24 protein-coding genes and 1 riboswitch are annotated in these 26,999 nt (G+C 60.8%); of the genes, 15 read left to right on the top strand and 9 right to left on the bottom strand.

Features of this window, described 5'->3' with window-relative positions:
• Positions 1-69: 69 nt before the first annotated feature.
• The 4 genes from B5E65_RS05355 to sfsA form a co-directional block, all read right to left on the bottom strand.
• Positions 70-1,257, bottom strand: coding sequence for a cation:proton antiporter (locus tag B5E65_RS05355; protein WP_087170738.1), 1,188 nt, complete (start codon positions 1,255-1,257; stop codon positions 70-72).
• Between the two features lie 65 nt (positions 1,258-1,322).
• A riboswitch (Fluoride riboswitch) is annotated at positions 1,323-1,412 on the bottom strand.
• A gap of 34 nt (positions 1,413-1,446) precedes the next feature.
• Positions 1,447-1,575, bottom strand: coding sequence for a hypothetical protein (locus tag B5E65_RS16695; RefSeq protein WP_275532859.1), 129 nt, complete (start codon positions 1,573-1,575; stop codon positions 1,447-1,449).
• Positions 1,576-1,590: 15 nt separating this feature from the next.
• Positions 1,591-2,703, bottom strand: a complete 1,113-nt coding sequence (locus tag B5E65_RS05350; protein ID WP_087170737.1) for a sodium ion-translocating decarboxylase subunit beta — start codon at positions 2,701-2,703, stop codon at positions 1,591-1,593.
• Positions 2,704-2,951: 248 nt separating this feature from the next.
• Entirely contained in the window at positions 2,952-3,668 is a 717-nt protein-coding gene (sfsA, locus tag B5E65_RS05345; protein ID WP_087170736.1) for a DNA/RNA nuclease SfsA, read from the bottom strand.
• Between the two features lie 263 nt (positions 3,669-3,931).
• On the opposite strand from sfsA, the gene B5E65_RS05340 reads away from it, so the two are divergent.
• Positions 3,932-4,861, top strand: coding sequence for an RICIN domain-containing protein (locus tag B5E65_RS05340; protein WP_087170735.1), 930 nt, complete (start codon positions 3,932-3,934; stop codon positions 4,859-4,861).
• An 89-nt stretch (positions 4,862-4,950) separates the two neighbouring features.
• On the opposite strand, the gene B5E65_RS05335 is transcribed toward B5E65_RS05340, so the two are convergent.
• Both B5E65_RS05335 and pyk read right to left on the bottom strand, forming a co-directional pair.
• A complete protein-coding gene (locus B5E65_RS05335; protein WP_087170734.1) occupies positions 4,951-5,403 on the bottom strand; it encodes an S-ribosylhomocysteine lyase in 453 nt (150 codons plus the stop codon).
• Positions 5,404-5,413: 10 nt separating this feature from the next.
• Positions 5,414-7,156 (bottom strand): pyruvate kinase, encoded by a 1,743-nt coding sequence (gene pyk, locus B5E65_RS05330; protein ID WP_087170733.1) that lies wholly within the window; start codon positions 7,154-7,156, stop codon positions 5,414-5,416.
• Positions 7,157-7,350: 194 nt separating this feature from the next.
• On the opposite strand from pyk, the gene B5E65_RS05325 reads away from it, so the two are divergent.
• From B5E65_RS05325 to B5E65_RS05260, 14 genes are all read left to right on the top strand, one after another.
• Positions 7,351-8,529 (top strand): phosphopentomutase, encoded by a 1,179-nt coding sequence (locus B5E65_RS05325; RefSeq protein WP_087170732.1) that lies wholly within the window; start codon positions 7,351-7,353, stop codon positions 8,527-8,529.
• Positions 8,530-8,731: 202 nt separating this feature from the next.
• The gene (locus tag B5E65_RS05320; protein ID WP_087170731.1) at positions 8,732-9,529 is read left to right on the top strand and encodes a YdcF family protein; all 798 of its coding nucleotides are present in this window, start codon (positions 8,732-8,734) and stop codon (positions 9,527-9,529) included.
• A 17-nt stretch (positions 9,530-9,546) separates the two neighbouring features.
• On the top strand, positions 9,547-10,329 hold the full coding sequence (locus B5E65_RS05315) for an ABC transporter ATP-binding protein (RefSeq protein WP_087170730.1): 783 nt from the start codon (positions 9,547-9,549) through the stop codon (positions 10,327-10,329).
• 28 nt (positions 10,330-10,357) lie between these two features.
• Positions 10,358-11,815: a COG1361 family protein gene (locus B5E65_RS05310; RefSeq protein ID WP_087170729.1), complete on the top strand. Its 1,458-nt coding sequence runs from the start codon at positions 10,358-10,360 to the stop codon at positions 11,813-11,815.
• Positions 11,802-13,265 carry an ABC transporter permease gene (locus tag B5E65_RS05305; protein WP_087170728.1) on the top strand — a complete coding sequence of 488 codons (1,464 nt, stop codon included), beginning with the start codon at positions 11,802-11,804 and terminating at the stop codon, positions 13,263-13,265. The genes B5E65_RS05310 and B5E65_RS05305 overlap by 14 nt, the downstream gene beginning before the upstream one ends.
• A gap of 198 nt (positions 13,266-13,463) precedes the next feature.
• Entirely contained in the window at positions 13,464-13,889 is a 426-nt protein-coding gene (locus B5E65_RS05300) for an OadG family transporter subunit (protein ID WP_158098522.1), read from the top strand.
• A gap of 19 nt (positions 13,890-13,908) precedes the next feature.
• Positions 13,909-15,102, top strand: coding sequence for a sodium ion-translocating decarboxylase subunit beta (locus tag B5E65_RS05295; protein WP_087170726.1), 1,194 nt, complete (start codon positions 13,909-13,911; stop codon positions 15,100-15,102).
• A 219-nt stretch (positions 15,103-15,321) separates the two neighbouring features.
• Positions 15,322-17,862, top strand: a complete 2,541-nt coding sequence (locus tag B5E65_RS05290; protein ID WP_087170725.1) for an ATP-dependent helicase — start codon at positions 15,322-15,324, stop codon at positions 17,860-17,862.
• Between the two features lie 24 nt (positions 17,863-17,886).
• A complete protein-coding gene (gene thyX, locus B5E65_RS05285) occupies positions 17,887-18,678 on the top strand; it encodes an FAD-dependent thymidylate synthase (protein WP_087170724.1) in 792 nt (263 codons plus the stop codon).
• Positions 18,675-19,340: a dTMP kinase gene (locus B5E65_RS05280; protein WP_087170723.1), complete on the top strand. Its 666-nt coding sequence runs from the start codon at positions 18,675-18,677 to the stop codon at positions 19,338-19,340. The genes thyX and B5E65_RS05280 overlap by 4 nt, the downstream gene beginning before the upstream one ends.
• Complete coding sequence (locus tag B5E65_RS05275; protein ID WP_087170722.1) at positions 19,337-20,236, top strand: DUF2156 domain-containing protein; 900 nt, start codon at positions 19,337-19,339, stop codon at positions 20,234-20,236. The genes B5E65_RS05280 and B5E65_RS05275 overlap by 4 nt, the downstream gene beginning before the upstream one ends.
• An 82-nt stretch (positions 20,237-20,318) precedes the next feature.
• On the top strand, positions 20,319-21,158 hold the full coding sequence (locus B5E65_RS05270) for a GNAT family N-acetyltransferase (protein ID WP_087170721.1): 840 nt from the start codon (positions 20,319-20,321) through the stop codon (positions 21,156-21,158).
• A gap of 34 nt (positions 21,159-21,192) precedes the next feature.
• Positions 21,193-22,329: an endolytic transglycosylase MltG gene (mltG, locus tag B5E65_RS05265; protein ID WP_087170720.1), complete on the top strand. Its 1,137-nt coding sequence runs from the start codon at positions 21,193-21,195 to the stop codon at positions 22,327-22,329.
• A gap of 71 nt (positions 22,330-22,400) precedes the next feature.
• Positions 22,401-23,627: a peptidase U32 family protein gene (locus B5E65_RS05260; protein WP_087170719.1), complete on the top strand. Its 1,227-nt coding sequence runs from the start codon at positions 22,401-22,403 to the stop codon at positions 23,625-23,627.
• A 67-nt stretch (positions 23,628-23,694) separates the two neighbouring features.
• Here the strand turns inward: B5E65_RS05260 and B5E65_RS05255 are convergent, their stop codons facing one another.
• The 3 genes from B5E65_RS05255 to B5E65_RS05245 all read right to left on the bottom strand — a co-directional run bounded on the left by B5E65_RS05255 (position 23,695) and on the right by B5E65_RS05245 (position 26,975).
• The gene (locus B5E65_RS05255) at positions 23,695-24,873 is read right to left on the bottom strand and encodes a DHHW family protein (RefSeq protein ID WP_087170718.1); all 1,179 of its coding nucleotides are present in this window, start codon (positions 24,871-24,873) and stop codon (positions 23,695-23,697) included.
• Between the two features lie 15 nt (positions 24,874-24,888).
• A complete protein-coding gene (locus B5E65_RS05250) occupies positions 24,889-26,313 on the bottom strand; it encodes an MBOAT family O-acyltransferase (protein ID WP_087170717.1) in 1,425 nt (474 codons plus the stop codon).
• Between the two features lie 107 nt (positions 26,314-26,420).
• Positions 26,421-26,975: a DUF4358 domain-containing protein gene (locus tag B5E65_RS05245; RefSeq protein ID WP_087170716.1), complete on the bottom strand. Its 555-nt coding sequence runs from the start codon at positions 26,973-26,975 to the stop codon at positions 26,421-26,423.
• Positions 26,976-26,999 lie beyond the last annotated feature (24 nt).

Genomic DNA, 26,999 nt, shown 5'->3' with positions numbered 1-26,999 from the left:
ATAAAAAATGGTATGATTTCGTACAAAGAGTATAGTACGAAATCATACCATTGTCAAGCTCTGAGCCGGTTATGCCACGAATCCCTCATCCCGGCGCAGCAGCCGTTTGTAGGTGTGGTCGATGGCCAGCGCACCCAGCGGCGCGGTAAGCAGGATGGCCAGCACAGCCCCGGTAAGTACCATCGGCCCGCAGGCAAGGCCCATGGCCAGAGGCAGCGGCCCGATCGCCGCCTGCACCGTGGCTTTGGGGCAGTAGGCGATGGCGCAGAAGAGGCGTTCTTTCCGGGTCAGCCGGGTACCGGCCACGCACAGGGCCACGCCCAGCATCCGCACCGCCAGAGCCCCCACAATCACGGCCAGCATGGCAGGACCCGCCTTGAGCAGGTAGGCCGGATCCACCGCTGCGCCTACCAGAACAAACAGAAGCACCTCTGCCGCTACCCACAGCTTGCCGAATTTACTGCTCAGCCGCCCGGCAACTAACCCGTACTTAGCCTGCAGCGAGGCGCCCATGGCCATCACCGCCAGCAGGCCGGAAAAGCCAACCGGCCCTGTAAAGGCATCTTCGGCGCTTACCAGCAAAAAGGCGGCGCTCAGCATGATCAGAACCTTGGCGCTGTCCCGCAGGTGGATCCGCCGGAACAGCTGGTTCAGTGCCAGACCACACACAATGCCCACGGCCACCCCCAGCAGGATGGAGGTGGGGATACGGGCCAGCTGCACCGGAGAAAAACCGCCGCCTTGCGCCAGACCGGTGAAAGCGGTAAACAACACAATGACGAATACGTCGTCCACCGAAGCGCCCGCCATGATCATCTGGGGAATAGCCCTGGTTTTACCCCAGCCCTCCTCCATGAGGCGCAGCATCCGGGGCACGATCACGGCCGGAGATACCGCCGCCAGAGTACTGCCCAGAATGGCCGCTTCCAGACGGGTGCAGCCCAGCAGCGGCGGGGCCAGAAGCAGAATTCCGCCGATCTCGCACACGGCGGGCAGAAAGCACAGCAGCACGGCCGGGCGCCCCGCCCGTTTCAGGTCCTGTACCGACAGGTTCAGCCCCGCCCGCAGCAGGATGATCACCAGGGCGATCTCCCGCAGAGAAGACGAAATATCCAGCAGCGAGGCGTCGATGGCCCCCAGCTGGGCCAGCAGGATGCCGGTCAGCAGCATGCCCAGCAGGCTGGGAAGCCCCAGCTTCTGCATCAGCCCGCCCAGCGCCAGGCCCAGCAGAAAGATCCAAGCCAAACTCAACAACATACAACATTCCTCCACAGTGTTTGGTATCGCCCCGCAAAACAAAAAAGCCGATGGCTTCTGCGCGCAAGGCGGCAGAAGTCATCAGCTCAAAAAACTTTGGGCGGTTTGCACCGGCCGAAGACCGGGCGGGGGAGGACTTCATTCCCACTGGCAAACAGTATACCGTATCCCGGCCGGGATTGCAAGCCTTTAGTCGTGGAAAACCCGGTTCAGCAGGGCGATGCAGCCGGCCAGCAGCAGCATCACGATCAGGATGCCCAGCATCCCCTTGCCCAGATAGAGCAGGCTTTCCAGAAACAGCGCGGTATTCAGCATCATTACCTCTCCTTTCGATCAGCGGGCAATCAGGTTGAGCAGCAGGCCGCCGGCAATCACCGAGGCGATCTGGCCGCCCACGTTCACACCGGCCGCGTGCATCAGCAGGAAGTTCTGCGGATCTTCCTTCAGGCCCATCTTGTGCACCACACGGCTGGACATGGGGAAGGCCGAGATGCCGCAGGCGCCGATCATCGGGTTGACCTTGGTGCGGGCAAAGATGTTGATGATCTTGGCGCAGATCACGCCGCCGGCGGTATCGAAGACGAAAGCCAGCAGGCCCAGGGCCAGGATCAGCAGGGTGTCCGGCGAGAGGAACTGCTCAGCCTGCATCCGGCTGGCAATGGTGATGCCCAGGAAGATGGTGATCAGGTTGGCCAGTACGTTCTGGGCAGTCTCGGACAGGCTGTTCAGCACGCCGCATTCACGCAGCAGGTTGCCGAACATCAGGAAACCGACCAGCGCTACGCTGCGGGGCACGATCAGGCCGGCCACGATGGTCACCAGGATGGGGAACAGGATACGGGTGGTGCGGCTGACCTTGGCAGGCTGATAGGGCATGCGGATCAGCCGCTCTTTTTTGGTGGTCAGGGCGCGGATTACCACCGGCTGTACCAGCGGTACCAGAGCCATGTAGCTGTAGGCCGCCACCATGATGGCGCCGGTGTAGCTGGAACCGTACCACTGGGACACGAAGATGGCGGTGGGGCCGTCGGCCGCGCCGATGATGCCGATGCTGGCGGCATCCTGCAGGTCAAAGCCGAACAGGCAGGCCAGGCTCAGGGTCAGGAAAATGCCCAACTGGGCCGCGCCGCCGAACACCAGCAGCTTGGGGTTCTGCAGCAGAGGCCCGAAATCGATCATAGCGCCGATGCCGATGAACAGCAGCAGGGGGAACAGTTCGTTGGCAATGCCGGCGTTGTACAGCACGTCCAGCACGCCTTCCTCCGCGCCCTGGGTCACCGCGCCGGACATGGGCAGGTTTACCAGAATCGCACCGAAGCCCATGGGCAGCAGCAGGCTGGGCTCCATATCTTTTTTGATGGCCAGGTAGATCAGCAGGCCGCCGATCACCCACATGACCACCATCTTCCAGTCCAGCAGAAGAATATTTTCGTACAGGTATTCCATTCAATCCACTCCTTTTTCTGTACAGAAGCCGGCGTTCACGGCGACAAAAAAAGACCTTTACCACCGATGTCCTTATCCGGTGGTAAAAGTCTTGCCGATTATAGCAGAAGCGGGGCCCGAAAGCCCGGCATGACGCAAACAGCTGCGGCCTGCCTGTTGGCGGGACGCCGGCTACTCCCTTTTACAAAGAGCAGAGTACCATGTTTTTGGCGGGAATGTCAAGCGCTTTATGCGCAAAGTGCGGAATTTTACACAGAGCCAGGCACGGTCAGGTCGACCGGAACGGTGTAGGCGACCTCCAGCTGATCCGGCTGCACCCGGCATCCCAGGGCCAGCACCTGCACCCCAGCTGCCTGTGCTTTGGCCAGTGCTGTGCCAAAAGAGGGATGCGTATCCCAGTTGGGGGTAAAGCGGCGCATCTGCTCCATCTGAAGAATGAAAAGCACTGCACATTCGTACCCCTGTGCCCGCAGTTCGGTCAGTTCCCGCACATGTTTTTCACCCCGCAGGGTAGGGGCGTCAGGGAACCGGGCCAGGCCATCCTGTTCCAGGGTACAGCCCTTGACCTCCACCAGCACGGACTGGCCACCGGGCCGCCGGGCGAAAAAGTCGAACCGGCTGCCGCCCAGCCGGTATTCCGGCCGCAGTTCTTCCAGAGGGCCCAGCCCGCCGGCGGTCAGCCATTCTCCGGCTACAGCGTTGGGCGCGGCGGAATCCAGGTTCACCAGCAGCGGTTCCCGGCCGGGGCGGATCTTTTCCACAGCGATCAGGTCATAGCGGGTTTTGCGGGTGGTGCCGGGGCCGGCGTCCTGCAGCCAGGCACGGCAGCCCGGGACCAGCAGTTCCGCACACCGGCCGGTATTTTTTACATGCACCGGTTCCGGGCCGTTCCCCAGGTCGGCCTGTGCCACAAACCGGTTCAGACGGCGGCAAAACCGGGCTTGTACAATATCGCGATATAGCACAAAAAATCCTCCTTTTGTAGGGTTTTCAGTACAAAAATGCTGCGCGAAAGACCGCGCAGTCTGGTAAAACGGCGCTTTTTCTGCCGTTTTGCTTGACGCAAAATGCAGAAATGGTATAATCGGAACAAAGGCCCGCCCCTCTCAAAGCGCGCCATACAGCCGTTTTTCTGCGGCCGGGCCTTCTGTGGACCCCGTATTCTGTTCCCGGATTGCCGGGAACCGCACTGTATTGCTGTATGCTTGCTTATAAGGAGAGAGGAACAATGAAAAAGACCAGTCAGACCATTATCAGCGCAGATCAATTCTACACCATCACCGCCGCTACCGGCAAGGTGCTGGAGGTTGCCGATTTCAACACCGAGAACGGCGCTGCCATCCAGCTGTACGCCAATGCGGGCGAACCCTGGCAGCAGTGGAACTTTGTGCGTGCCGGTGAGGGCGTGTACCGGATTCAGAACCGCTTTACCGGTAAGATGCTGGACCTGGTGGACGGCGGCGTGACCGACGGTACCTGGGTGCACCAGTGGGAGGGTGCGCCTGCGTCCAGCCAGCTGTGGGTGCTGGAGCCCACCAACGACGGCCGTTTCAAGATCAAGTCCAACCTGGCCGGCAAGTGCCTGGATGTGGTGGGCATGAACGCGGAGAACGGTGCCCGTGTGCAGATCTGGCAGGATGTGAATGGTGAGAACCAGCTGTGGGTCATCACCGAGGCCAAGACGAAGAAGGCTGCCGCCCTCAAGGCAGAAGCCGCCCCCAAGGCAGAAGCTGCCTCCAAGGCAGAAGCTGCCCCCAAGGCTGCCGCTGCGGAAAAGAAGCCCGCGGCCAAGAAGCCTGCTGCCAAGAAGGCGGCCGCGAAGCCCGCCGAGAAGAAGCCCGCCGCCAAGAAAGCGGCTGCCCCCAAGGCCGAGACCATGCCCGCCGCCAAAGTGGCTGCCCCCAAGGCCGAGACCAAGCCCGCTGCCAAGGCGGCTGCCCCCAAGGCCGAGACCAAGCCCGTTGCCAAAGTAGAGGCTCCCAAGGCTGAGACCAAGCCCGCTGCCAAGGCGGCTACCCCCAAGGCCGAGACCAAGCCCGCCGCCAAGGTGGAGGCCCCCAAGGCTGAGACCACCAAGCCCGCTGCCAAAGTAGAGGCTCCCAAGACCGAGGCCAAAAAGCCTGCCGCCAAGAAGAGCACCCGCAAGAGCAGCAAGTAACCGGCACGGGGTCCTTTAACGAAAAGAAAACAACAAAATGCCCGCCGTGGTCATAAGCCACGGCGGGCATTTTTCTGTCTGTTGATCGGTCAGTACCGCATTTTCTCCGGGCTCCAGCCGCGCAGAACCTGCAGCATGGCAGCGGCCTGGGGCCGGGCGCAGGCGCCGTCCAGGTCCTTCCAGTTGCCGCACTCCGCCTCGCTGGCGCCGGGGACCGGCCCGTCGTACTCCGCCATAAAGGCAAAGCAGTCGGTGGTCAGTTCCAGCGCTTCCGCGTCGGAAAGGCCCCGGGTCAGCAGGTAGAAGCCGGTCCGGCAGCCCATCGGCCCCACGTAGATCACGTGGTCAGCCCAGCGGCTGTTGCGGGCCCGGGTGGCAAACAGATGCTCCAGCGTATGGGCCTCGGTAGTGGTCAGATAGTCGCCCTGGTTGGGGGCTTTCATCCGGATGTCCCAGGTATCCACATCCCCGTCCCGCCGGGACAGATACATCCCGGGCCGCAGGGTGGTGTGGTCCACACAGAAGCTGGCAATGCGTTCCATGGGTGCCTCCTTACTGGGGCAGGCGGCGCACCACGCCCCGGGCACAGTCCACCGATACCCGCACGTCGTCCTTCAGAACCCGGGTGGCGCCTGCCGCACCCACGATCACCGCTTTGCCCAGGGTCAGGCCCACGATAGCCGCGTGGCTGTTCAGGCCCGGATCCTCGGTGATCACGGCGGAAGCCTGCCGCATGTATTCCAGCATGTCGTTGTTGGTGAAAGGCACTACCAGCACATCACCGGCATGGAACTTGGCCTGTACTTCTTCCAGATTGCGGCAGACGCACAGGGGGCCCTTGGACACCAGCTTGCCCACACCCACGCCGGTCAGCAGGGAGTCGCCCACCAGGTGTACCTTGATCATGTTGGTGGTGCCGCTGATGCCCACCGGCACGCCGGCCGTCAGAACGGCCAGGTCGCCGTCCTGCACCAGACCGGCCTCCTGGGCAACCTGTATCGAGAAGTCGATCAGTTCGTCGGTGTTGCGGGCGTAGGGCATCAGCAGGGGAATTACACCCCAGGACAGCGCCAGGTGACGCTGCACCTGTTCTTCCATTACGCAGGCAATGATGGGCTGTTCCGGCCGGCAGCGGCTCAGCAGCCGGGCGGTCTCGCCGCTCTTGCTCACGGTGATCACCATGTCGGCTTTCAGGTCGGAGGCGGTGGTGCAGGCAGCGTGGGCGGTGGCGGCGGCAATGCTCAGATGATGAGCGTTGGGGGCTTTGCGCATCCGGGACAGGTAGTTGTGGTCGCTTTCGGTGCGCTGGGCAATGGCGGCCATGGTACGCACGGCTTCCACCGGGTACTTGCCGGCGGCGGTCTCACCGCTCAGCATGATGGCGGAGGTGCCGTCGTAGATGGCGTTGGCCACGTCGGTGATCTCCGCACGGGTGGGGCGGGGATGCTCCATCATGCTTTCCAGCATCTGGGTGGCGGTGATCACCGGCTTGCCGCTGGAGAAGCTGTGGTAGATGATGTCCTTCTGGATCACCGGAATTTCAGTGAAGTCGATCTCCACACCCATGTCGCCACGGGCGATCATGATGGCGTCGGCAGCGGACAGGATGGCGTCGATGTTGTCCACGCCTTCCCGGTTCTCGATTTTGGCGATGATCCGCATCCGGGACTGCTTGCTGTCCAGCAGGCGGCGGATGTCCTGGATGTCGGCGGCGGTACGGGTGAAGCTGGCCGCCAGGAAATCAAAGCCCATCTCCACGCCAAACAGGATATCGTCCTTGTCCCTGGCGCTCAGGTAGGGCAGCGACAGGCTCACGCCCGGCACGTTCACGCCCTTGTTGTTCTTGATCAGGCCGCTGTTGTTTACCCGGCACAGGATGTCGGTTTCGTTTACCTCCAGGATGGTCATGCCGATCAGGCCGTCATCCAGCAGAATGGTACCGTCGGCCTTCACGTCCTGCGGCAGGTTCTTGTAGGTCACAGCGCAGATGGTGCCGTCGCCCTCCACATCCCGGGTGGTCAGGGTGAACTCCTGCCCGGCGGTCAGCTGAACCTTGCCTTCCTTGAATTGACGCAGGCGGATCTCCGGGCCTTTGGTATCCAGCAGGGTAGCCACCGGCTTGCCCAGTTCCCGGCGCAGCCGGTCCAGAGTCTCGTACCGGCGCTTGTGCTCCTCGTGAGAGCCGTGGGAAAAGTTGAAGCGGGCTACGTCCATGCCGCTTTCGATCATGGCGCGCAGCACTTCCTCGTTGTCGGTGGAAGGGCCCAGCGTGCAGACGATCTTGGTTTTGCGCATACTTTGTTGTCCTCCTCTTACTTTATATATAGGTTCCTCAGGGGCCGCAGTGGCCCGGGCGGAAATATCCGGATTCATTATAAACGAAAAACAGGGGCTGTACAAGCGTTCGGGCAATAGTCTTTCTTTTCATGGGTTAATATGGTATAATACAGTCGATTTCCACACAATTTGCCTGTAAGGAGGTAAAATATATGGCAAAACGCGTATTTCTGATTGTGCTGGACAGTTTTGGCATCGGCGCGGAGCCGGATGCCGCCGCTTTTGGCGACGAGGGTTCCAACACGTTGGCCAGCATTGCAGCCAGCCCGGCGTTCGATACCCCGCAGATGCGGCGGCTGGGCCTGTTCAATATTGACGGTGTAACCTGCGGAGAAAAGACCGATGCGCCCGCCGGGGCGTTCGCCCGTCTGCAGGAGGCCAGCAACGGCAAGGACACCACCATCGGCCACTGGGAGATCGCCGGCGTGGAGAGCCCCCGGGCCCTGCCCACCTACCCGGACGGATTCCCGCCCGAGGTAATTGCGGAGTATGAAGCCCGCACCGGCCGCAAGGTGCTCTGCAACAAGCCCTATTCCGGTACCCAGGTGCTGGTGGATTACGGCGAGGAGCATATGCGCACCGGGGCCCTGATCGTCTATACTTCGGCCGACAGCGTGTTCCAGGTGGCCGCCCATGAGGACGTGGTACCGGTGGAGCAGCTGTACGAGTACTGCCAGATCGCCCGGGATATGCTGCGGGGCGAGCATGGCGTGGGCCGCGTGATTGCCCGCCCGTTTGTGGGCACCTGCGCCGCGGATTTCAAGCGCACCCCCAACCGGCATGACTTCTCGCTGGAGCCGCCTGCCCCCACCATGCTGGATTATCTGAAAGCCGCCGGCCGGGATGTGATCGCGGTGGGCAAGATCCACGATATCTTTGCCGGGCAGGGTGATACCGAAACCATCCGCACCAAAAACAACGACGACGGTATGCGGGTTACTCTGGAGCTGGCCGACCGGGACTTCAATGGCCTGGCATTCGTAAACCTGGTGGACTTTGATATGGTGTACGGTCACCGCCGCAACATCGACGGCTACGCCGACGCAGCCACCCGCTTTGACAAGGGCCTGACCGAACTGCTGGGCAAGCTGCGGCCGGAGGATCTGGTGCTCATCACCGCCGACCACGGCTGCGATCCGGGCTACACCAAGACCACCGATCATACCCGCGAGTATGTGCCGCTGCTGATCACCGGCGCACCGGTGCGTCCGGGTGTGGATCTGGGCACCCGCCTGAGCTTTGCCAGCATCGCCCGCACGGTCTGTGATTATCTGGATGTGGAAACTCCGCTGACCACCGGCGCCAGCCTGTGGCCGGAAATCCGCCGCTGACCGATAGCTATCTGCGTTTCCTCTCTCCCCGGAGGGAGGAAACGCATTTTATTTTATTGGTGAAAACCGACAAAAAAGGATTACATTTTTGTACAGTGTTTCCAGAGACCGGTGAAATAATTCGCCGGGTTTAATCGTTTTGTAACTGAACACTTCGCCGACCGGCTGGTCGGCACACAGGGGAGGAAAGGGTATTCACAAGGTGAAACTGTACATTATCTGGGCGCTTGCCGTCCTCTTTCTGGGCGACAGCGTGCTGCGCACCTTTCGCTCCAACTTCAATTTCGGAATTCTGGTTATCTACGGCATCACGGCAATGCTGTGGATTTACGCGCTGTTCCATGACCCCATTGATGCGTTCTGCGCGGTGGGGGTGGGGCGTGTGCTGCGCAATCTGTTTTTCTGCGGCGTAGGGCTGTTCTGTGCGCTGCTCGCCTTTGTGGCGGTAAGCGGGTATTCCAATCAGCCACAGGGCGATGAACAGGCCGTGATCGTGCTGGGGGCCGCCCTGCGGGGCGAGCGCCTGTCGGATGTACTGCGCCGCCGTCTGGACGCGGCGCTGGCCTATTGGCAGCAGCATCCGGAAACGCTGATCGTCACTACCGGCGGCCAGGGCAACGGCGAGGCCCTGCCCGAGGGCCAGGCCATGCGGGATTATCTGGTGGCGCAAGGTGTGCCGGAAGAGCAGATCCTGGTGGACGATACCAGCACCTCCACCGAGGAAAATCTGCGCAACGCCCGCGCCCTGCTGGAGCAGGCGGGCCTTTCCGCCGACGTGCCGGTGGCGGTGGTTACCAACGCGTTTCATTGCTACCGCGCCGGGTGCTATGCCCGGCAGGCGGGCTTTTCGCAGGTGCGCACCCTGCCGGCGGGCATCAGCCCGATTTCGGTGATGCCCTGCTATTTCCGCGAGGTATTCGCGGTGCTGTATTATTGGGTATTCAAGTCCTCGCTCACCGGATGGATGCATCCGTTTGTGGGGATCTTGTCACTGATTTAAGAAACTGAGGTGAAGCGATGGCTCCCATTATCCGAACCGTGAACCTGAGCAAGGTCTATCGGGTGGGCAACGAAAAGGTAATTGCCCTGAACGATGTAAACCTTGCCATCGAGCCGGGGGAGGTCTGCTGCATCGTCGGCGCGTCGGGCAGCGGCAAATCCACGCTGCTCAACCAGCTGGCGGGGCTGGAAAAGCCTACCCGGGGGCAGGTGTTCATCGGAAAACACGAAATCAGCGCCATGACCGAGAACGAACTGGCAAAATTCCGCCAGGCGCATCTGGGTTTTATCTTCCAGAGTTATAACCTGCTGCCCAACCTGACCGCGGCGGAAAACGTGGCGCTGCCCCTGATGTTCAAGGGGATGCCCCGCAAGGCGCGGCTCAAGCTGGCCAAGGAAGAACTGAAAAAGATGGGCCTGGTCAAACGGGCCAATCACAAGCCCACCGAGATGAGCGGCGGCCAGCAGCAGCGTGTGGGCATTGCCCGGGCCTTTGTGGCAAAACCCAAGGTGATCTTCGCCGACGAGCCCACCGGCAACCTGGACTCCGCCACCACCCGGCAGGTGCTGTACCGCATCCTGCAGATGGCGCGGGAGAACAACATAACCTTTGTGATGGTCACCCATGAACGGGAGCTGGCAGGCTGTGCCGACCGGGTGATCACCATTATGGACGGCAAGGTGCAGAGCGACGTGGTGGTGGACGAGGAGACCCGCCGCCTCAGCCGTGCCGAAATGTTTAAAGATCTGGTGGACCTTGCGCCGGCGGAACCCCAGACCACCGTACCGGCGCATAGCTGATAAGCTGACAAAAACAGGAGAGGGAACCATGACCATGAAGAAAATGAGCCGAATCTTGAGCGTATTCTTGGCGCTGGCGCTGCTGTGCAGCCTGTGCGCCGTTACCCCCGTATTTGCCGAAGAGGGCGCCGCGGCGGACAGCACGCCCGTTGCCGCCGATGCCCAGCCGCAGGATGATTCCCAGTCGCAGGCGGAGCAGTTTGCCGTGACCTCGGTCGATTCTTACCAGATTGGCACGATGGGAGGAGAAGATGGCAAAACGTTTACTCCGACCACCGATGTTCAGCTGTATCAGTCGGAACTTGTCCTTAAAGTGTACTATAGCTACACAGCAGGTAGCACTTGGCAAGCGCCTACTGCAGAGATGAAGGGCTCGAACTTCGTCCAGCAGGGAGGAACTATTGATACCGCCAAAGAGGGCTTTGTTGTTTTTGACCATATTAAATATAACGGCCCATCTAACACTATTGAGGTGGTTATCGGCGGCAAATCGCATATTTTCACCATCTCCGAGTGCCAGCTGCCTGAGCCTACCCCGGCGCCCACTCCGGTGCCCACCGCGGAGCCTACTCCGGAGCCCACGGCTACCCCGCAGCCCAAGACCCCGGGCCTGATCCTGAAAGAAACCAACTTCGGCGGCACCAGCGTGGCGGCCGGCGAGCCCTTTGACCTGACCCTGACCATCTACGCCACCGATGGCGGCGAAAACCTCAGCGACGTTATGGTCACCCTGGGTATCAACGATGAAAACGTTACTCTGGCCAACGGCAACCTGAACGTCTACCTGGGCGAGATGGCCCCCGGCAGCACCCGTCAGGTTACTTACAAGATTCTGCCCGGCGCCAACTTTACCGGCGGCGTGGCCAAATTCTCGGTGGGCCTGTCCGGCAAGGGCAAAAACACCGGTGCGGCCCCCACAACCGACGGCTCCACCAGCGTATCTGTTCCGGTTACCCAGCCCGACCGCTTTGAAATCACCGGCCTGGAAGCTCCGGAAACCATGATGGTGGGCGAGGAAGGCTATCTGTCCCTGTCCTTTGTCAACAAGGGCAAGATGCAGATCAACAACCTGTCCGCAGAACTCAAGGGCAACATGGCCAACCCCGGCCAGAGCCAGTATCTGGGCAACCTGGCTGCCGGTACCGAAAACTCGGTGGACTTCTCCCTGATGGCCAACGAAGCCGGCACCATTGAGGGTACCATTGTACTCAGCTACGAGGATGCCCAGGGCGAGATCATCACCCTGGAAAAGACCTTCAGCTGCACCGTGGAAGAGAACATGGGCGGCGGCGATATCTGGATCGACCCCGGCATGGATCCCACCATGGGCGGCGAAGTGGAAGAGCCTTCCGGCGGTGTGCCGGTGTTTGTCTGGATCATCCTGGCGGTTGTGGTGATCGGCGGCGGTGTGGCTGCTGTGGTCATCGTGCGCAAGAAGAAGGCCGCCAAGCTGGCGCAGCTGGAGGACAGCGATGAAGATATCTGATCTGCTGCGGCTCAGCGCGGATAACCTGCGCCGCCGCAAGGGCCGCACGGCCCTGACTGTGATCGGCGTGGTGGTGGGCACCTTCGCCATCATCGTGCTGATCAGCTTGGGTATTGCCAGCAATGCCAACAACGAGGCAATGCTGCAAAGCTGGGGTGACCTGACCCAGATCCAGATCTGGAACTATGCCTACGGCTCGGTAGGGGAAACCCCCAAGCTGGACGATGAAATGCTGGAAACCATCCGTGCGCAGGAGCATGTGGTGGCTGCCACGCCGTTCTACTCATCCAATGAAATTAACGCCAGCATTTATGCGGGCAAAAATGAACGGTATGAGGCCTATTTCTACGAGAGTTATGGCGTGAACATGACCGCGCTGCAGGCGATGGAGTTCCAGCTGCAAAGCGGCAGCTGGATTCCGGATGACCTGAACCTGGGCAAGAAGAAGATCCCTGTGCTGGTAGGCGCCAACATGGGGTATGGATTCCAGGACACCCGCAAAAGCTGGAACAGCGGCAAGCGTCAGCGCTGGGCAGGGGAGACCGATTCTCTGGGCAATCCGGTCCCGCCCTTTGTGGACGTGGAGAAAGACAAACTCACGCTGCGCCTGATGGCCTATGACTCCAACGGCAATGAAAAGACCCAGGACTTTGAGCTGGTGGTAATGGGAACCTTTGTTTCCGATACCTCCAAACATTACTTTACGGAATCCGGTATCGCCATGCGCATCTCCGATATGAAGATGCTGGAACAGGCCTATCAGAAACTCAGCGGCAAGAAAAATTCTTCTTCCGGCAGTTCGGTGATCATCGGCGGTTCCGGCGGTGTCATGCGGGAGCAGGACAACGGTTACCGGGAGGTCTACGTAAAGGTAGACGATGTGGACAACGTGGAAGAAGTGGAAAACTGGCTTCACGACATCGGTTACGAACAGACCAACTCCATGACCCAGATCCGCAACGAAATGCAGGCAAGCGTAGCCAAGAGCCAGATGATCCTGGGCGGCACCGCGGCGGTAGCGCTGCTGGTGGCGGCGCTGAATATCGCCAATACCATGATGATGTCCATTTACGAGCGCACCAAGGAAATCGGCGTTATGAAGGTGCTGGGCTGCGAGGTGGGCAAGATCCGTACCCTGTTCCTGGTGGAGGCGGGCAGTATCGGCCTGCTGGGCGGCGCCATCGGTGTGGCGTTAAGCTTCGCGGCATCTGCCGTGCTCAACAACCTGAACGCCATTGTGGCCTTTTTTGGCGGCGAGGGCATTGACCTGAGCGGCCTTACCAGTGTGATGGGCGGTATGGCCAGTATGGGCGGGGATGTGTCCATCATCCCGCCCTGGCTGGTTCTGCTGGGCCTTGGCTTCTCCATGCTGGTGGGTGTGCTCAGCGGTTTGTGGCCTGCCCACCGCGCTACCAAGATCAGCGCGCTGGAAGCGATCCGCCACGAGTAATCGGCCAGTCTGCACAATGAAAACCGGGACCCGTTCGGGGTCCCGGTTTTTGCGTGAAACGCAAATTTATACGTCCGTCTGTGATTTTTGTCCAGGTTGTTAAAAAAATCCTGATGGGTCTTGCAACACACTGTTTTTTCTTTTATAATGTTACAAGATATTGTTTTACAGTCCCATTCTCAAAAGGAGGCTTGTTCTATGGGAACATCCTTTATCCCCGCTCTGCTGGCGATCGAGCCGGAACCCAGTGACCTGACGGTGGTTATTACTGGTCTGCTGCTGGTCTTCCTGATTCTGATTCTGCTCACCCTGATCATCACCCTGCAGGGCAAGTTCTTTGACTCTCTGGAGGCCAAAAAGAAGCAGACCAAGTCGGCTCCGGCTCCCTCCGCGCCTGCGCCTGCCAAGCCGGTCAACGGCGGCAATGTGTCGGCTGCTGCGGTTCTGCCCGCTCCCGGTGCGGTTACTCCCGAGATCGTGGCGGTGATCGCCGCTGCGGTGGCCAGCATGGAGCAGGGCGCTTTCACCATCCGCTCCATCAAACCCGTGTCCCGCGCTGCGCAGGCAAGCGGCCGCAAAGCCTGGGGCCAAGCCGGTGTTCAGTCCAACACCGCCCCGTTTTGAGAAAGGAGCTGTGTGAGGAATGAGCGCAATTTGGCAAACCCTTCTTAGCATTATCCAGAACTCCGGCTTTACCGGCCTGGCGCAAGAGCCCCTGTACATCGTTATGCTGGTGGTGGGCTGCCTCCTGCTGTACCTGGCCATCGTCCGCGGCTTTGAGCCGCTGCTGCTGCTGCCCATCGCGTTTGGTATGATCCTGGCCAACCTGCCCGGCAGCAACATCATCCACATGCAATACTTTATTGGTGTGGGCGACGAAGTTCTGCTGCACCCCTCCTGGATTGACATCCTGAACAACGGCGGCCTGGGCGATATGCTCTACATGGGCGTTAAGCTGGGCATCTATCCGCCGCTGATCTTCCTGGGCATTGGTACCATGACCGACTTCGGTCCCCTGATTTCCAACCCCAAGAGCCTGCTGCTGGGCGCTGCCGCGCAGCTGGGTATCTTCACCACCTTCCTGGGCGCCAAGTGGCTGGGCTTTACCGGTCAGGAGGCTTCTTCCATCGGCATCATCGGCGGCGCGGATGGCCCCACCGCCATCTTCGTTACCTCCCGGCTGGCGCCCCATCTGCTGGGCAGCATCGCCGTGGCGGCCTACAGCTACATGGCTCTGGTGCCGGTTATCCAGCCGCCCATCATGAAAGCGCTCACCACCAAGAAAGAGCGCTGCATCGTGATGAGCCAGCTGCGCACCGTTTCCAAGACCGAGAAGGTTATCTTCCCCATCCTCTGCACCATCATCGTCAGCCTGATCCTGCCGGATTCTGCGGTTCTGGTCGGTATGCTGATGCTGGGTAACCTGATGAAGGAAAGCGGCGTGGTGGATCGTATCCAGAAGACCGCCGGCAATGAGCTGATGAACATCATCACCATCTTCCTGGGCGTGTCGGTCGGCTGCACCACCAGTGCCAACACCTTCCTGACCCTGGAGACTGTGGAGATCATCGTGCTGGGCCTGATCGCGTTCGGCTTCGGCACCGCCGGCGGCGTGCTGTTCGGCAAGCTGATGTGCTGGGCCACCCACGGCAAGGTGAACCCGCTGATCGGTTCTGCGGGCGTGTCTGCGGTGCCTATGGCGGCCCGTGTGTCCCAGAAGGTCGGCCAGGCCGAGAACCCCCAGAACTTCCTGCTGATGCACGCCATGGGCCCCAACGTGGCCGGCGTTATCGGCAGCGCTGTGGCGGCCGGTATCCTGATCAACATCTTCGGCTAATCTTTGTACATGCAAAGCCCGTCGTTCTTCGGAACGGCGGGCTTTTTTGCCTGCGCCCCTTTTTTACCCTGTGCGCTTGTGGTATAATAGCCGCAGTATGGCTTTTATTTTGCATATGTCCATTGCTGATTGTAAAATTGTAAGTTATATATCCTGGTTATATAATATCTGAAGTTTCAACAAAACGCGAACGATTCAGACAGAAAGGCTTTTTTGTTTATGCAGTCATCCCTTGATACAGAATTCCTCGCCCTGCGGGATCAATATATTGAACAGCGATTTGGCAAGCTGAACCCGGTGCAGAAGCAGGCGGTGTTTACCACCCAGGGCCCTTTGCTGATCCTGGCGGGTGCAGGCAGCGGAAAAACCACGGTGCTGGTCAACCGGATTGCCAATATTATCCGGTTTGGCAAAGCCCACGGTTCTGACTGGCTGCCTCGTCCGGTTACCGAACCGGAACTTACCGCCCTGCGCACCGCGGTGGTCATGCAGACCGACGCCCCCGCCGAACTGTACCCGCTGCTGGCCCAGGAACCCTGCCGACCCTGGCATGTACTGGCCATTACCTTTACAAATAAAGCAGCCGGGGAACTGAAAGCCCGTCTGGCCGCCATGCTGGGTGACACCGAGGGCGGGGACGTGAACGCTTCTACCTTCCACTCGGCCTGTGTGCGCATCCTGCGTCGGGAGGCCGGTCGGCTGGGATTTCCCCAAAGCTTTACCATCTATGACTCTTCCGATCAGGAACGGGCCATGAAAGAACTTTACAAAGAGTTGATGGTAGATGATAAATTCCTGCCAGTAAAGCAAACTCTCTCCCAGATCGGCCGTATGAAGGACCAGCTGATTACCCCGGAGGAGGCACTGGAGGCTCCCGCCGACACCAAGGCCGGGCTGGTGGCCAAGCTGTATGCCGCCTATGCCAAACGGCTGCAAAATGCCGGAGCCATGGACTTTGACGACCTGATTTATCACACGGTGCGCCTGCTGCAGAACGAGCCGGAAGTGCTGCGCTACTACCAGGACCGGTTCCGTTACGTACTCGTCGATGAGTACCAGGATACCAGCGTGGCCCAGTTCCATCTGGTTCGGCTGCTGGCCGGCGGCAGCGGCAACATCTGCGTGGTGGGCGACGACGACCAGAGCATCTACCGGTTCCGCGGGGCCACCATTGAGAACATCCTGAACTTTGAACAGCACTTCCCCGGCGCAAAGGTGATCCGGCTGGAACAGAACTACCGTTCCACTACCCGGATTCTGCAGGCGGCCAATGAGGTCATTGACCACAACATGGGCCGCAAGGGCAAGACCCTCTGGACCGAGAACGGGGAAGGTGCGCCCATCCGAGCCTACCAGGCGGAGAACGAGCAGGACGAAGCGGCCCACATTTCCCGCGTCATCGCCAAACACCTGGAGCAGGGCGGCCGCCTGCGGGATTGTGCCGTGCTCTACCGGATGAACGCCCAGTCCGGCCCCGTTGAAACCTATTTTGCCCGGGCGGGCATTCCCTATAAGATTGTGGGCGGCCAGCGGTTCTTTGACCGCAAGGAGGTCAAGGACATTTTGTCCTATATGACCATCCTGGCCAATCCCCGGGACGATCTGCGCCTGAAGCGGATCATCAACGAACCTGCCCGTAAGATCGGCGGCACCACGGTGGACAAGCTCACCGAGATCGCCTCCGGTCTGGGCTGCAGTGTGCTGGAAGTCTGCCGCCATGCCGCCGATTATCCGGCGCTGAGCCGGGCCGCCGGTGCGCTGCGGGGATTCTGCGAACTGTACGACAAGCTGGCCGAAGAGGCCGATGCGTTGCCGCTGGATCAGTTTGCCAACCAGGTGATTGAACTTACCGGTTACAAGACCATGCTGAAAGCCCAGGGGGAGGAGGGCCAGACCCGCCTGGAAAACCTGGGTCAGCTGGTATCCAGCGTGCGCACCTACGCCGACCAGAAAGGTCCCGAGGCCAGCCTGGCGGGGTACCTGGAAGAGGTGGCCCTGATCAGCGATCTGGACAGCTACGACGAGGAGAACGACACGGTGGTGCTCATGACCCTCCACTCCGCCAAGGGCCTGGAATTTGATGTGGTGTTCCTGGTGGGCATGGAGGAGAGCGTCTTCCCCGGCGAAATGAGCCGCTTCTCCGATGAGGACCTGGAAGAGGAACGCCGCCTGTGCTATGTGGGCATTACCCGCGCCCGCAAGGAGCTGTACCTGTCCTGCAGCCAGACCCGCATGATCTTCGGCATGACCCGACGCAACCCGCCCAGCCGCTTTTTGCGGGAAATCTCGGAAGAGTTGCTGGAATGGGAGCAGTCTCCCTATGCGCCCCGCCGCCCGCAGGGCAGCGTGAGCGGCTATTCCGGCCGCAGTGATCTGGGCGGTTACGGCGCCGGATGGAAATCCCAGGTGGCCGCGTCCGCCGCGCCGGCCTCCCGTACCGGCTGGACACCCTCCGCCTCCCGCGGGCAGAGCGCCCCGGTCTCCCGCACCGGGTGGACGCCGTCTGCCCGCCCGGCGGCGGCAGAGCCCGCCCGCCCCGCCCCTCGCGGCGGCTGGACCGCTACCGCTTCCGCGCCCGAACCGGCCGCCCGCGGCACCGCCTACAAGCCCGGCGATCTGGTGGAGCACAAGGTGTTCGGCCGGGGCCGGGTGGTCAAGGTGACCCCCATGTCCGGCGACAGCCTGGTGGAAATCCAGTTTGAAAAAGCGGGCTTAAAAAAGACCATGGCCAACTACGCCCCCATGCAGCGGGTGGATTGACCGACAGAGAAAAGAGGATCCGGAATGCTGAAAGTTTCGTTGATTGCCCATACCCCCGACCCGGAGCGCGTGGTGGCTGCCGCTGCCAAGCTGTGCTATTCCAACGCCGAAATCGACACCCTGATGGCGGGTCTCACCCCGGAAAAAAGCCGGGACTTTGTGCGGATGCTGGCCAGCATGGGCCATGAAAGCCCCACCGAGCATGTGAACTTCACCTTTGCTATTGAGGGCGTATCCCGCAGCCTGCTGGCCCAGATCACCCGGCACCGCATCGCCAGTTTCAGCGTGCAGAGCCAGCGGTATGTGCGGCTGGATGCCTTTGACTATGTGACCCCGCCGGAGGTGGCCGGGGACGAAGAGGCGCTGGCCGCCTTCCGCCAGGCGATGGACAGCCAGGCCGCCGAGTATCACCGCATTGCCGCCCTGCTGAAAGACGGCCATATCCGCCGCCTGATGCAGCAGGGGATGAGCGAGGCCGAAGCCACCAAAAAGGCGGAGAAGATGGCCATTGAGGACGCACGGTTCGTGCTGCCCAATGCCTGCACCACCAAGATGATCGTTACCATGAACGCCCGCAGCCTGAAAAACTTCTTCCGGCACCGGTGCTGCAACCGGGCCCAGTGGGAGATCCGGGATCTGGCCGAACAGATGTTCCGTCTGGTCTATGCCGTGGCTCCGGCGTTGTTTGAGGCCTGCGGCCCCGCCTGTGCCTACGGTCCCTGCCCGGAGGGCAAGATGACCTGCGGCCGCGCCGCCGAAATGCGGGCCAAGTACGAACAGATCAAAGCCGAATTGAACGGAGAGAATGCCCAATGAACGGGAAACTGATCGTGCTGGAAGGGCTGGACGGCAGCGGCAAGGCCACCCAGGCCGCGCTGCTGACGGAATACCTGACCCAGCAGGGCGTGCCGGTGAAAAAGATCACATTTCCGGACTACGCCAGTGATTCCTCCGCCCTGGTCAAGATGTATCTGGCGGGCAAATTCGGCACCCATCCGGACGATGTAAACGCCTACGCGGCGTCCGCGTTTTATGCGGTGGACCGGTTTGCCAGCTTCAAGACCAATTGGGGCAGCTTTTATCAAAACGGCGGGGTGGTGGTGGCCGACCGGTACACCACGTCCAACGCCGTGCACCAGTGCTCCAAGCTGCCCGAAGAAGAATGGCCCGCCTATCTGGATTGGCTGTTCACCTTTGAGTACCAGTATATGGGTATCCCCGCGCCGGATAGAGTGGTCTATCTGCAGGTGGACCCGGCGGTGAGCCAGCGGCTCATGACCGGGCGCTACCAGGGGGATGAGAGCAAGAAAGATATCCACGAAAAAGACCGGGAATACCTGGCGCGCAGCCGCCGGGCCGCCGAGTACTGTGCCGCCCGCCTGGGCTGGCATACCGTGCCCTGCTGCCAGGGGCAGGAGATGCGCCCCATCCCGGCCATTCAACAGGACGTGCGCAACGCCGTCGAGGCATTTTTATGATTGAGTTTCATCCCGTCACCGCAGAGGATGGCCAGTGGGCCCAGCCGCTGCTGTGGCAAAGCGGCTATGCCAGCTGCGAATTTTCCTTTGTCAACATCTTTATGTGGAGCCATGTCTACCACACCCAGATTGCCCGCTTTGAAAACCGGGTGATTGCCCGCAGCGAAAGCGAGGACGCCTACCACTATCTGTATCCCGCCGGCAGCGGGGACGAGCGGGCTGCGCTGGAAGCGATCGTGCAGGACGCACGGTCGGCCGGCCGCAAGCTGGTGATCTTTTCGGTAACACCCGATGCCGCCGGGCGGATGGAAGGCTGGTTCCCCGGCCTGTTCCGCTTTGAGGACGTGCGGGACGATGCCGACTATCTGTACGACGCCAGGGAACTGGCCGAACTGCCCGGCCGCAAGTTCCAGAAAAAACGCAACCTTTGTTCCCGGTTTGAGCGGGACAACCCGGACTGGCAGTTCCACCCCCTTACACCGGACGCGCTGCCCGCGGTGCGCCGGTTCAACAACGAGTGGTGCCAGCTGTATGACAACCGGGATGATGCGGGTATTGCCGATGAGCACCGGGCCATCGAACTGGTGTTTCAGCATTACGGTCAGCTGGGGCTCAAGGGCGGCTATATCACCGCCGGCGGGCGGATCGTGGCCTTTTCCTTTGGCAGTGCGCTGAATCCCCGCATCTTTGATACCCATGTGGAAAAGGCGCTGTACGATGTGACCGGCGCCTACAACATCATCAACCGGGAGATGGCCCGCGCTTTCTGCGGCGGCTGCCAGTGGATCAACCGGGAGGACGACGTGGGGGAAGAGGGCCTGCGCAAGGCCAAGCTGTCCTACAATCCGGTCCGGCTGGAACCCAAATGGCTGGCCCTGCGGACGGACGAGGCCTGATAAGAGGGGAAACGGGGCAGCGCGCGCCCCGGCGGAGAACGCTCTGCGGATTGCGCGTGTAGTAACAGGGAGGGGAGAGTTTATGTTCCGAATTGCCCAGCCCGGCGATCTGCCGGCTTTGTGCGGCCTGATGAAGACCGCGTTCGGCGACGAGGCGGAGTTTACCGAGATGATGGCCGTCCGGTTTGCCGGATGGAAAAATGTCTATGTGGCCCAGCGGGAGGATGGCGCTGTAGAAGCCATGCTCTGCGCGGTGCCGGTTACCCTGCGCGGCAAGCCGGGCGCTTACTTTTACGCCCTCTGCACCGCGCCCGAAGCCCGGGGCAAAGGTCTCATGACCGGCCTGATGGACTACGTGGCCGACGCGCTGCGTGCTGCCGGGGCGCGTTTTATCGTGACGATCCCGGCCGAAGCGGGCCTGTTTGCCTTTTACGAAAAGCGGGGATTCGAGCGGGCGTTTGCCCGGCGCACCTTTACCCGCACGATCCGGCCCAATCTGTGGGCCAACGCCGAGTTTGACGCGGTCACCGCCCGTTCGCTGCTGCAGCTGCGGGAAAAGTTTGCCCCCGATTCGGTGCTGCTGACCCTGCCCTCCTTTACCGAGGTGCTGCGGGATCTGTACAGCCTGGGGATCACGGTGGTCTCCAGCCCGGATGGCTACGGCCTGTATTTCCGCCATTGGGATACCCTGCGGTTTATCGAACTGTTTGCCGTGGGGGACCGGGCCGCGGAACTGCTGGTGCAGGCCGCCCGGGAAAAGACCGGCGCCACCCAGGCGCAGATCACCCTGAGCGCGGCCCAGAGCATCTTCCCGGCGGAGGGCCGCCCGGCTGAGTACGGCATGATCCGTTTTCTGGACGAACGCTTTGATGTGAGCGAAAGTTATATGGGCCTGATGCTGGATGAGACCGGCCAGGCTTGAATAAAATACAACCCCATACACAGGAGGTCATCCTATGCCGCAGGAATTTGAGCAGGAGCAGTACCAGCCCCATGCCAGAAAAAAGAAAAAAGGCCGCTTTGGCTGCCTGATTGTGATTGTGCTGTTTGCCGTGCTTCTGATTGCCGCCGGGCTGCTTGGCGCCCGGTTTATGAATGAAGTTTACGGCAGCGATACAAAAGGTTCCGAGGTAACGGTGCATATCGACCAGGGCAGCGGCCCGCTGACCATCGGCCGCGCACTGCAGGAAGCAGGCGTGATCCAGACCCCCAAGCTGTTCCAGCTGTATGTGCGCTATACTGAAAGCGCCGGCCAGCTGCAGTACGGGGACTTCACCCTCTGTGCGGGCATGAGCTACGATGAGATCATCGAGGCGCTGAGCGTGACGGTCAAGCGGGACACCGTGACCATCACCTTCCCGGAGGGCATCACCGCTCTGCGGTTTGCCCAGCTGATGGAGGAAAACGGCCTGTGCACCGCCGAGGAGTTCCTGGACGTAGCCAACAACGGTGATTTCAGCCAGTATGATTTCTGGAACCAGATCCCGGAGGACGATACCATCTTCATGAAGTGCGAGGGGTATCTCTTCCCCAACACCTACGAGTTCTACGCGGATGACGAGGTGTACAACTACGTCAACACCTTCTACGCCGAGTTCGACAGGCAGGTCACCGCGGATCTGCGCGCCCGGGCCGAGGAAGAGGGCATGACCCTGCACGAGGCCATTACCCTGGCGTCCTTTGTGCAGGAAGAAGCGGGCAACGACCAGAACGCCAAGGTGTCCGCGGTATTCCACAACCGCCTGGCGGAGGGCTCGCCCTATCCCCGGCTGGAGAGCAACGTGAGCAGCTATGTCCAGCGGGAGGACGACAACAACTACCTGTACAACTGGGTCGCCCCCTATTACGGCGGCTGGGACAACATTCCCGCTGAAATCTACGCGGCCTACAACACCTATGAGCACGAGGGCCTGACCCCCGGGCCGGTGTCCAACCCCGGCATTGAGGCCATCAAGGCGGCCCTGTACCCGGATGAGCAGTATATTGCCGACGGCTACTACTTCTTTGTTACCGACAAGAACGGCAAATACTACTACGGCAAGACCCCGGCCGAGCATCAGGCCAATGTAAAAACGGCGTTTTCTGTACAGTAAGACCCTGAAACGGGCGGGGCGCAGGCCCTGCCCGTTTTTTGCCTACAAAATCAACCGAGAGGAGCGTTTCTATGACCAGACCGGAACTGCTGTCCCCCGCCGGGGACCTGGAACGGCTGCAATATGCCATCCGCTACGGGGCGGACGCGGTGTACGCCGCCCTGACCGAATTCGGGATGCGGGCCGCGCCGGATAACTTTACCCCCGCCCAGCTGGAGGAGGGCTGCATCTTTGCCCACGCCCGGGGCAAGCGGGTTTACCTGACCCTCAACACCCTGCCCACCAATGCCGAACTGGACCGGCTGCCCCAGGCCATCGCCGATGCCCGGGCGGCGGGCGTGGACGGCTTTATCGTGGCCGATCTGGGCGTGCTGCGGATGGTGCAGAAGCTGGCCCCGGATGTGGAGATCCATTTTTCCACCCAGATGGGCATTACCAACCATGCCGCCGCCACCGCCGCCTTTGAGCTGGGTGCCAAGCGGGTGGTGCTGGCCCGGGAACTGTCCCTGGAGGACATCGCCACCATCCGGGCCAAAACCCCGCGGGAACTGGAACTGGAGGTGTTTGTGCACGGAGCCATGTGCATGAGCGTGTCCGGCCGGTGCCTGCTCAGCCAGTATCTGACCGAACGGGATGCCAATCGGGGCCAGTGCGCCCAGCCCTGCCGCTGGAAATATCATCTGGTGGAGGAGACCCGCCCCGGCCAGTTTATGGAGATCGGGGAGGATGAGAGCGGCAGCTACATCCTGAACGCCGACGATCTGTGTATGGCGCCCTTTATTGACCTGGTCTGCCAGGCCGGAGCCGACAGCCTGAAGATCGAGGGCCGCGCCAAAACGATGTACTATGTGGCCAGCGTGACCAGTGCCTACCGGCAGGCGCTGGATGCGTTCCTGGCCGCGCCGGACAACTTTCAGTGCCCGGACGCGGTGCTGGACGAACTGACCCGTATCAGCCACCGGCGGTATTCGCCCGGATTTTTCTTCGGCAGGCAGAACGCCCGCCAGAACACCCGGCAGGGCGGCTATATCCGGGACTGGGAGTTTGTGGGTGTGGTGGAATCCTGGCAGGACGGGGTGGCCCAGTGCACCCAGCGGGGCCGGATCGAGGCGGGTAAGCCGCTGGAGATCCTCACCCCCACCGGCCAGGTGCTGCGCCTGGCCCCCGAATGGCTGAAAAACGAGGAGGGGGAGAGCATCGCCGCCACCCCGCACGCCATGATGCGGTACACCATGCCGGTGGAGGAGCCGGTGCCCGCCCACTCGCTGATCCGCCGTTCCACCGGGGAGAAAGCCTGAACCAAACAGAAAACGGCCCGCTGCGGAAACCTTCTCCGCAGCGGGCCGTTCTTTTGTGCAAGCCGGGTTACTCGATGGGATCCCGGTTGATGTTGTACAGGTAGCTGTCCGACTTGAAGCTCTGGAAATTGTAGAGGATCAGCACATGCTCATATCCCTCGCTCTCGATCAGTTCGTCGATGCCGTAGGGATAGTTGCGCAGGTCCACCACGCCGATCTTGCTGTAGTTGGCGGTCAGGAACGGGGCAAAGCAGTTGCCGTAGCTGTCCTTTACCAGCAGGATGCTGCCCTCGCCATCGCCCTGGATCTCGCTGTAACCGTTGTTCCCGTACAGGAACGTGGCGTACTTGTCCACCACTTCCAGCTTGGCGGTGTCGTACAGGCCGCTGGTGCTCTTGGGGGTGCGCTGGCCGGGAACCGTTACGTCAAAAATGGTCATCTCGTTGTCCAGCGGGTAGTAGGTCAGCGCATCTGCCTTGGTATGCCAGTACCGGCTCTTGGAATAGCTGGTGCCCAGGAACTCCGGCACGTCCACACGGGTATGGCTTTCCGTGTCAAAGGGGGTCAGCCCCTGCTGGGCACAGAATTCCTCATAGGCCAGCTGCGCCCCGTAGGTGGTCCAATGATGGTCGGTGCGGTAGTAGATATACTCGTCCTTGTGCTCGGTAAAGGTACTGCGCAGGTCCAGCACGTTGCCGCCCGCGGCTTCCACCGCCGCAAAGGTCTGGTCCAGCCAGCTGTCTTCATCCAGCATCGGGGCCGCAAAGGGCAGCTTTTCCGGATAGATCGCGCTGGCCGACGGGGCAATCAGCACCGTTACCTTATCCCCGTGACGCTGGGCGAACTGTTCTACCGCCTTGATGTTGTTGGGCAGGGTGCGCTGTTCGGTGCGGGTCAGGGTGAACATCTCGGTAAACAGCTGCCGGTCCTTGCCGATCAGGATGCCGCCGATCTCGGCTTTCTGCAGCAGCAGGCTTTCGCTGCGGCTCTGCAGGTCGATCCAGCTGTCCCGCAGGGCAATCTGGTCCTTTACGTATTCGCCGTAGTCGGCGGTCCATTCGTTGCTGAACAGAGCCTGGAAGCTGAAAGCCGGCTTCTGGTCCAGCATGGTGTTTTCCAGCTCGGAAAATTCCCGGGTGGGCCAGCACATGTCCAGCACCATAAACCCGGTGATGAATACCAGGAAGCAGATCGCCGCAGGATAGGCGCGCAGCAGGCTGCCCAGTTGTTTCAGGCGTTCTTTCATGTCTGACTCACCCCCTTAGAAGTTGAAATACAGGAACGGGCTGCTGGTGGAACCCACGATATAGGCTACGCTCAGCACAAACAGCACGCCCAGCACCGTCAGGCGCACCCACTTGATGGGCTGGATCTTGTTCCAGATCTTCAGCGGCAGCGGGGTGCAGCACACCGCGCTGATAACCAGCAGCACCGCGTAGTTGCGCAGGAAATACAAACAGCTTACCCCGCCGGAGGGGATAAACAGCTTGGTGAACAGCGGCACAAGGCCCACGCCCGGCTCGTTGCCCACAAACAGCGCCCAGCCTACCACCACAAAGAACAGGGTGTAGACATGGGGCCAGATCCGGCCTTTTTTCAGGTACTTGAGCAGGAAGGTCTTTTCAATTATCAGCAGCACAAAGTAGTACAGACCCCACAGGATGAAGTTCCAGTTGGCGCCGTGCCAGATGCCGGTGAGCAGCCAGACCACAAAGATGTTGAAGATCTGGCGGGCCAGGCCTTTCCGGTTGCCGCCCAGGGGAATGTAAACGTACTCCTTGAACCAGCTGGACAGGGTAATGTGCCAGCGCCGCCAGAACTCGGTGATGCTGCGGGAGATATAGGGCAGGTTGAAGTTGTCCGGGAAGTCAAAGCCCAGCATCTTGCCCATGCCGATGCCCATCATCGAGTAGCCGGAAAAGTCAAAATACAGCTGGAACGAGTAGGCGATCAATCCCAGCCAGACCAGCGGGGTGGAGGCGTTCAGGATGCCGATGCCGGCAGCGGTTTCCACCGTACCGCTGTAGGTGCCGATCACATCGTGCCACAGCGCGCTGATGGTGTCCGCCAGCAGAACCTTTTTGGCTAGGCCGAAGATGAACAGGGCCACGCCCTCCTCGATCCGGTCCATGGTCACGCGGCCCTTGTAGATGTGCAGCCGCTCGGCCACGTCCCGGTATTTCACGATGGGGCCGGCGATCAGCTGGGGGAACATGACCACGTAGGCGCCGAAGTCGATGAAGTTATGCTCCGACGGCACCCCACGGCGGTATACGTCGATGGAGTAGCTCATGGTCTGGAAGGTGTAGAAGCTGATACCCAGCGGCAGCACCGACACCCCCTCAATGGTGGGGATGGTCAGACCGGCCAGGGCGTTGATGCTGGTGATGATAAAGTTGGTGTACTTGAAGAACACCAGCATGGACAGGCTGCCGATGATGGCAAACAGCAAAAAGCCCCGGCGAGCGGCGGTGCTTTTGTCAAAGCGCTCCATCCCCAAACCGGCGATGTAGTTGATCAGGATGAGCACCACCATGATGGGGAAGAACTTGACCTCGCCCCAGGAATAGAATACCAGGCTGCACACAAACAGCACGGTGTTTTTCAGCTTGGGGGGCGCCAGATAGTACAGCAGCAGCGCAATGGGCAAAAACCGGAACAGGAACAAAACGGTGCTGAAAACCAATGGATTCACCTCACAGGATCAAAAGCGTTTTACTACAAAATACCGGCGCCAATCTGCGGGGATTGGCGCCGGTCAAGCCTTAGGGATTCAGGCGGCGGATCGGGCCGTCAGTTCAGGGCGCTGTCCACCGCGGTGTCGATGTCGGAATAGCTGGCGCCCTCGGTGTTGGCGATTACCATCACCACATAGTCGCCCTTGACCACGATGCGGGAATCCTTGGCCTGGGCTTCCTTCTCGGCAAATTCCGCATACATGCCGGTGGTCAGGCCGCTCTTATAGTTTTCCAGGTCGGCTTTCACGTCCTCGGCCTTGCCGGGCTGAGCCTGGATGGCCAGGATCAGCGCGCTGTTGGCGTTGTCGTTGCTCACCTTGCCGGAAAAGTCCGCCACATTGTCCATGTTCAGCATGACCTGGTTTTCCAGCGCAAAGTCGTCCAGCTCCCGGGGGTTGGTTACCGGGTTGGCGGCCTCGATGGCGGTCACGATGTCATCCAGATTGTAGGCGGAGGTGCCGGACGCGGCGGCAGAGTCGGACGCGGCGGACTGGGATGCCGGCGCGGAGGAATCCTGCGCCGGGGCGGAAGAGGAAGAATCGCTGCCGCAGGCGGCCAGAGAAACGGCCAGCAGAGCCGCAGCCAGGGACAGACAAATCAGTTTTTTCATAATGGCAATTACTCCTTTACCGAA

Source organism: Gemmiger sp. An120, from assembly GCF_002160955.1.
In the GTDB taxonomy this organism is placed as follows: domain Bacteria; phylum Bacillota; class Clostridia; order Oscillospirales; family Ruminococcaceae; genus Gemmiger_A; species Gemmiger_A avium.
The sequence above is the reverse complement of the archived record's forward strand: the minus strand, read 5'-3'. Positions and strand labels throughout refer to the sequence as shown.

Coding starts and splice junctions, on each gene's coding strand:
- B5E65_RS05355 (WP_087170738.1), bottom strand. CDS start 1,257: ATGTTGTTGAGTTTGGCTTGGATCTTTCTGCTGGGCCTGGCGCTGGGC.
- B5E65_RS16695 (WP_275532859.1), bottom strand. CDS start 1,575: ATGATGCTGAATACCGCGCTGTTTCTGGAAAGCCTGCTCTATCTGGGC.
- B5E65_RS05350 (WP_087170737.1), bottom strand. CDS start 2,703: ATGGAATACCTGTACGAAAATATTCTTCTGCTGGACTGGAAGATGGTG.
- B5E65_RS05340 (WP_087170735.1), top strand. CDS start 3,932: ATGAAAAAGACCAGTCAGACCATTATCAGCGCAGATCAATTCTACACC.
- B5E65_RS05335 (WP_087170734.1), bottom strand. CDS start 5,403: ATGGAACGCATTGCCAGCTTCTGTGTGGACCACACCACCCTGCGGCCC.
- pyk (WP_087170733.1), bottom strand. CDS start 7,156: ATGCGCAAAACCAAGATCGTCTGCACGCTGGGCCCTTCCACCGACAAC.
- B5E65_RS05325 (WP_087170732.1), top strand. CDS start 7,351: ATGGCAAAACGCGTATTTCTGATTGTGCTGGACAGTTTTGGCATCGGC.
- B5E65_RS05315 (WP_087170730.1), top strand. CDS start 9,547: ATGGCTCCCATTATCCGAACCGTGAACCTGAGCAAGGTCTATCGGGTG.
- B5E65_RS05310 (WP_087170729.1), top strand. CDS start 10,358: ATGACCATGAAGAAAATGAGCCGAATCTTGAGCGTATTCTTGGCGCTG.
- B5E65_RS05305 (WP_087170728.1), top strand. CDS start 11,802: ATGAAGATATCTGATCTGCTGCGGCTCAGCGCGGATAACCTGCGCCGC.
- B5E65_RS05300 (WP_158098522.1), top strand. CDS start 13,464: ATGGGAACATCCTTTATCCCCGCTCTGCTGGCGATCGAGCCGGAACCC.
- B5E65_RS05295 (WP_087170726.1), top strand. CDS start 13,909: ATGAGCGCAATTTGGCAAACCCTTCTTAGCATTATCCAGAACTCCGGC.
- B5E65_RS05290 (WP_087170725.1), top strand. CDS start 15,322: ATGCAGTCATCCCTTGATACAGAATTCCTCGCCCTGCGGGATCAATAT.
- thyX (WP_087170724.1), top strand. CDS start 17,887: ATGCTGAAAGTTTCGTTGATTGCCCATACCCCCGACCCGGAGCGCGTG.
- B5E65_RS05280 (WP_087170723.1), top strand. CDS start 18,675: ATGAACGGGAAACTGATCGTGCTGGAAGGGCTGGACGGCAGCGGCAAG.
- B5E65_RS05275 (WP_087170722.1), top strand. CDS start 19,337: ATGATTGAGTTTCATCCCGTCACCGCAGAGGATGGCCAGTGGGCCCAG.
- B5E65_RS05270 (WP_087170721.1), top strand. CDS start 20,319: ATGTTCCGAATTGCCCAGCCCGGCGATCTGCCGGCTTTGTGCGGCCTG.
- mltG (WP_087170720.1), top strand. CDS start 21,193: ATGCCGCAGGAATTTGAGCAGGAGCAGTACCAGCCCCATGCCAGAAAA.
- B5E65_RS05260 (WP_087170719.1), top strand. CDS start 22,401: ATGACCAGACCGGAACTGCTGTCCCCCGCCGGGGACCTGGAACGGCTG.
- B5E65_RS05255 (WP_087170718.1), bottom strand. CDS start 24,873: ATGAAAGAACGCCTGAAACAACTGGGCAGCCTGCTGCGCGCCTATCCT.
- B5E65_RS05245 (WP_087170716.1), bottom strand. CDS start 26,975: ATGAAAAAACTGATTTGTCTGTCCCTGGCTGCGGCTCTGCTGGCCGTT.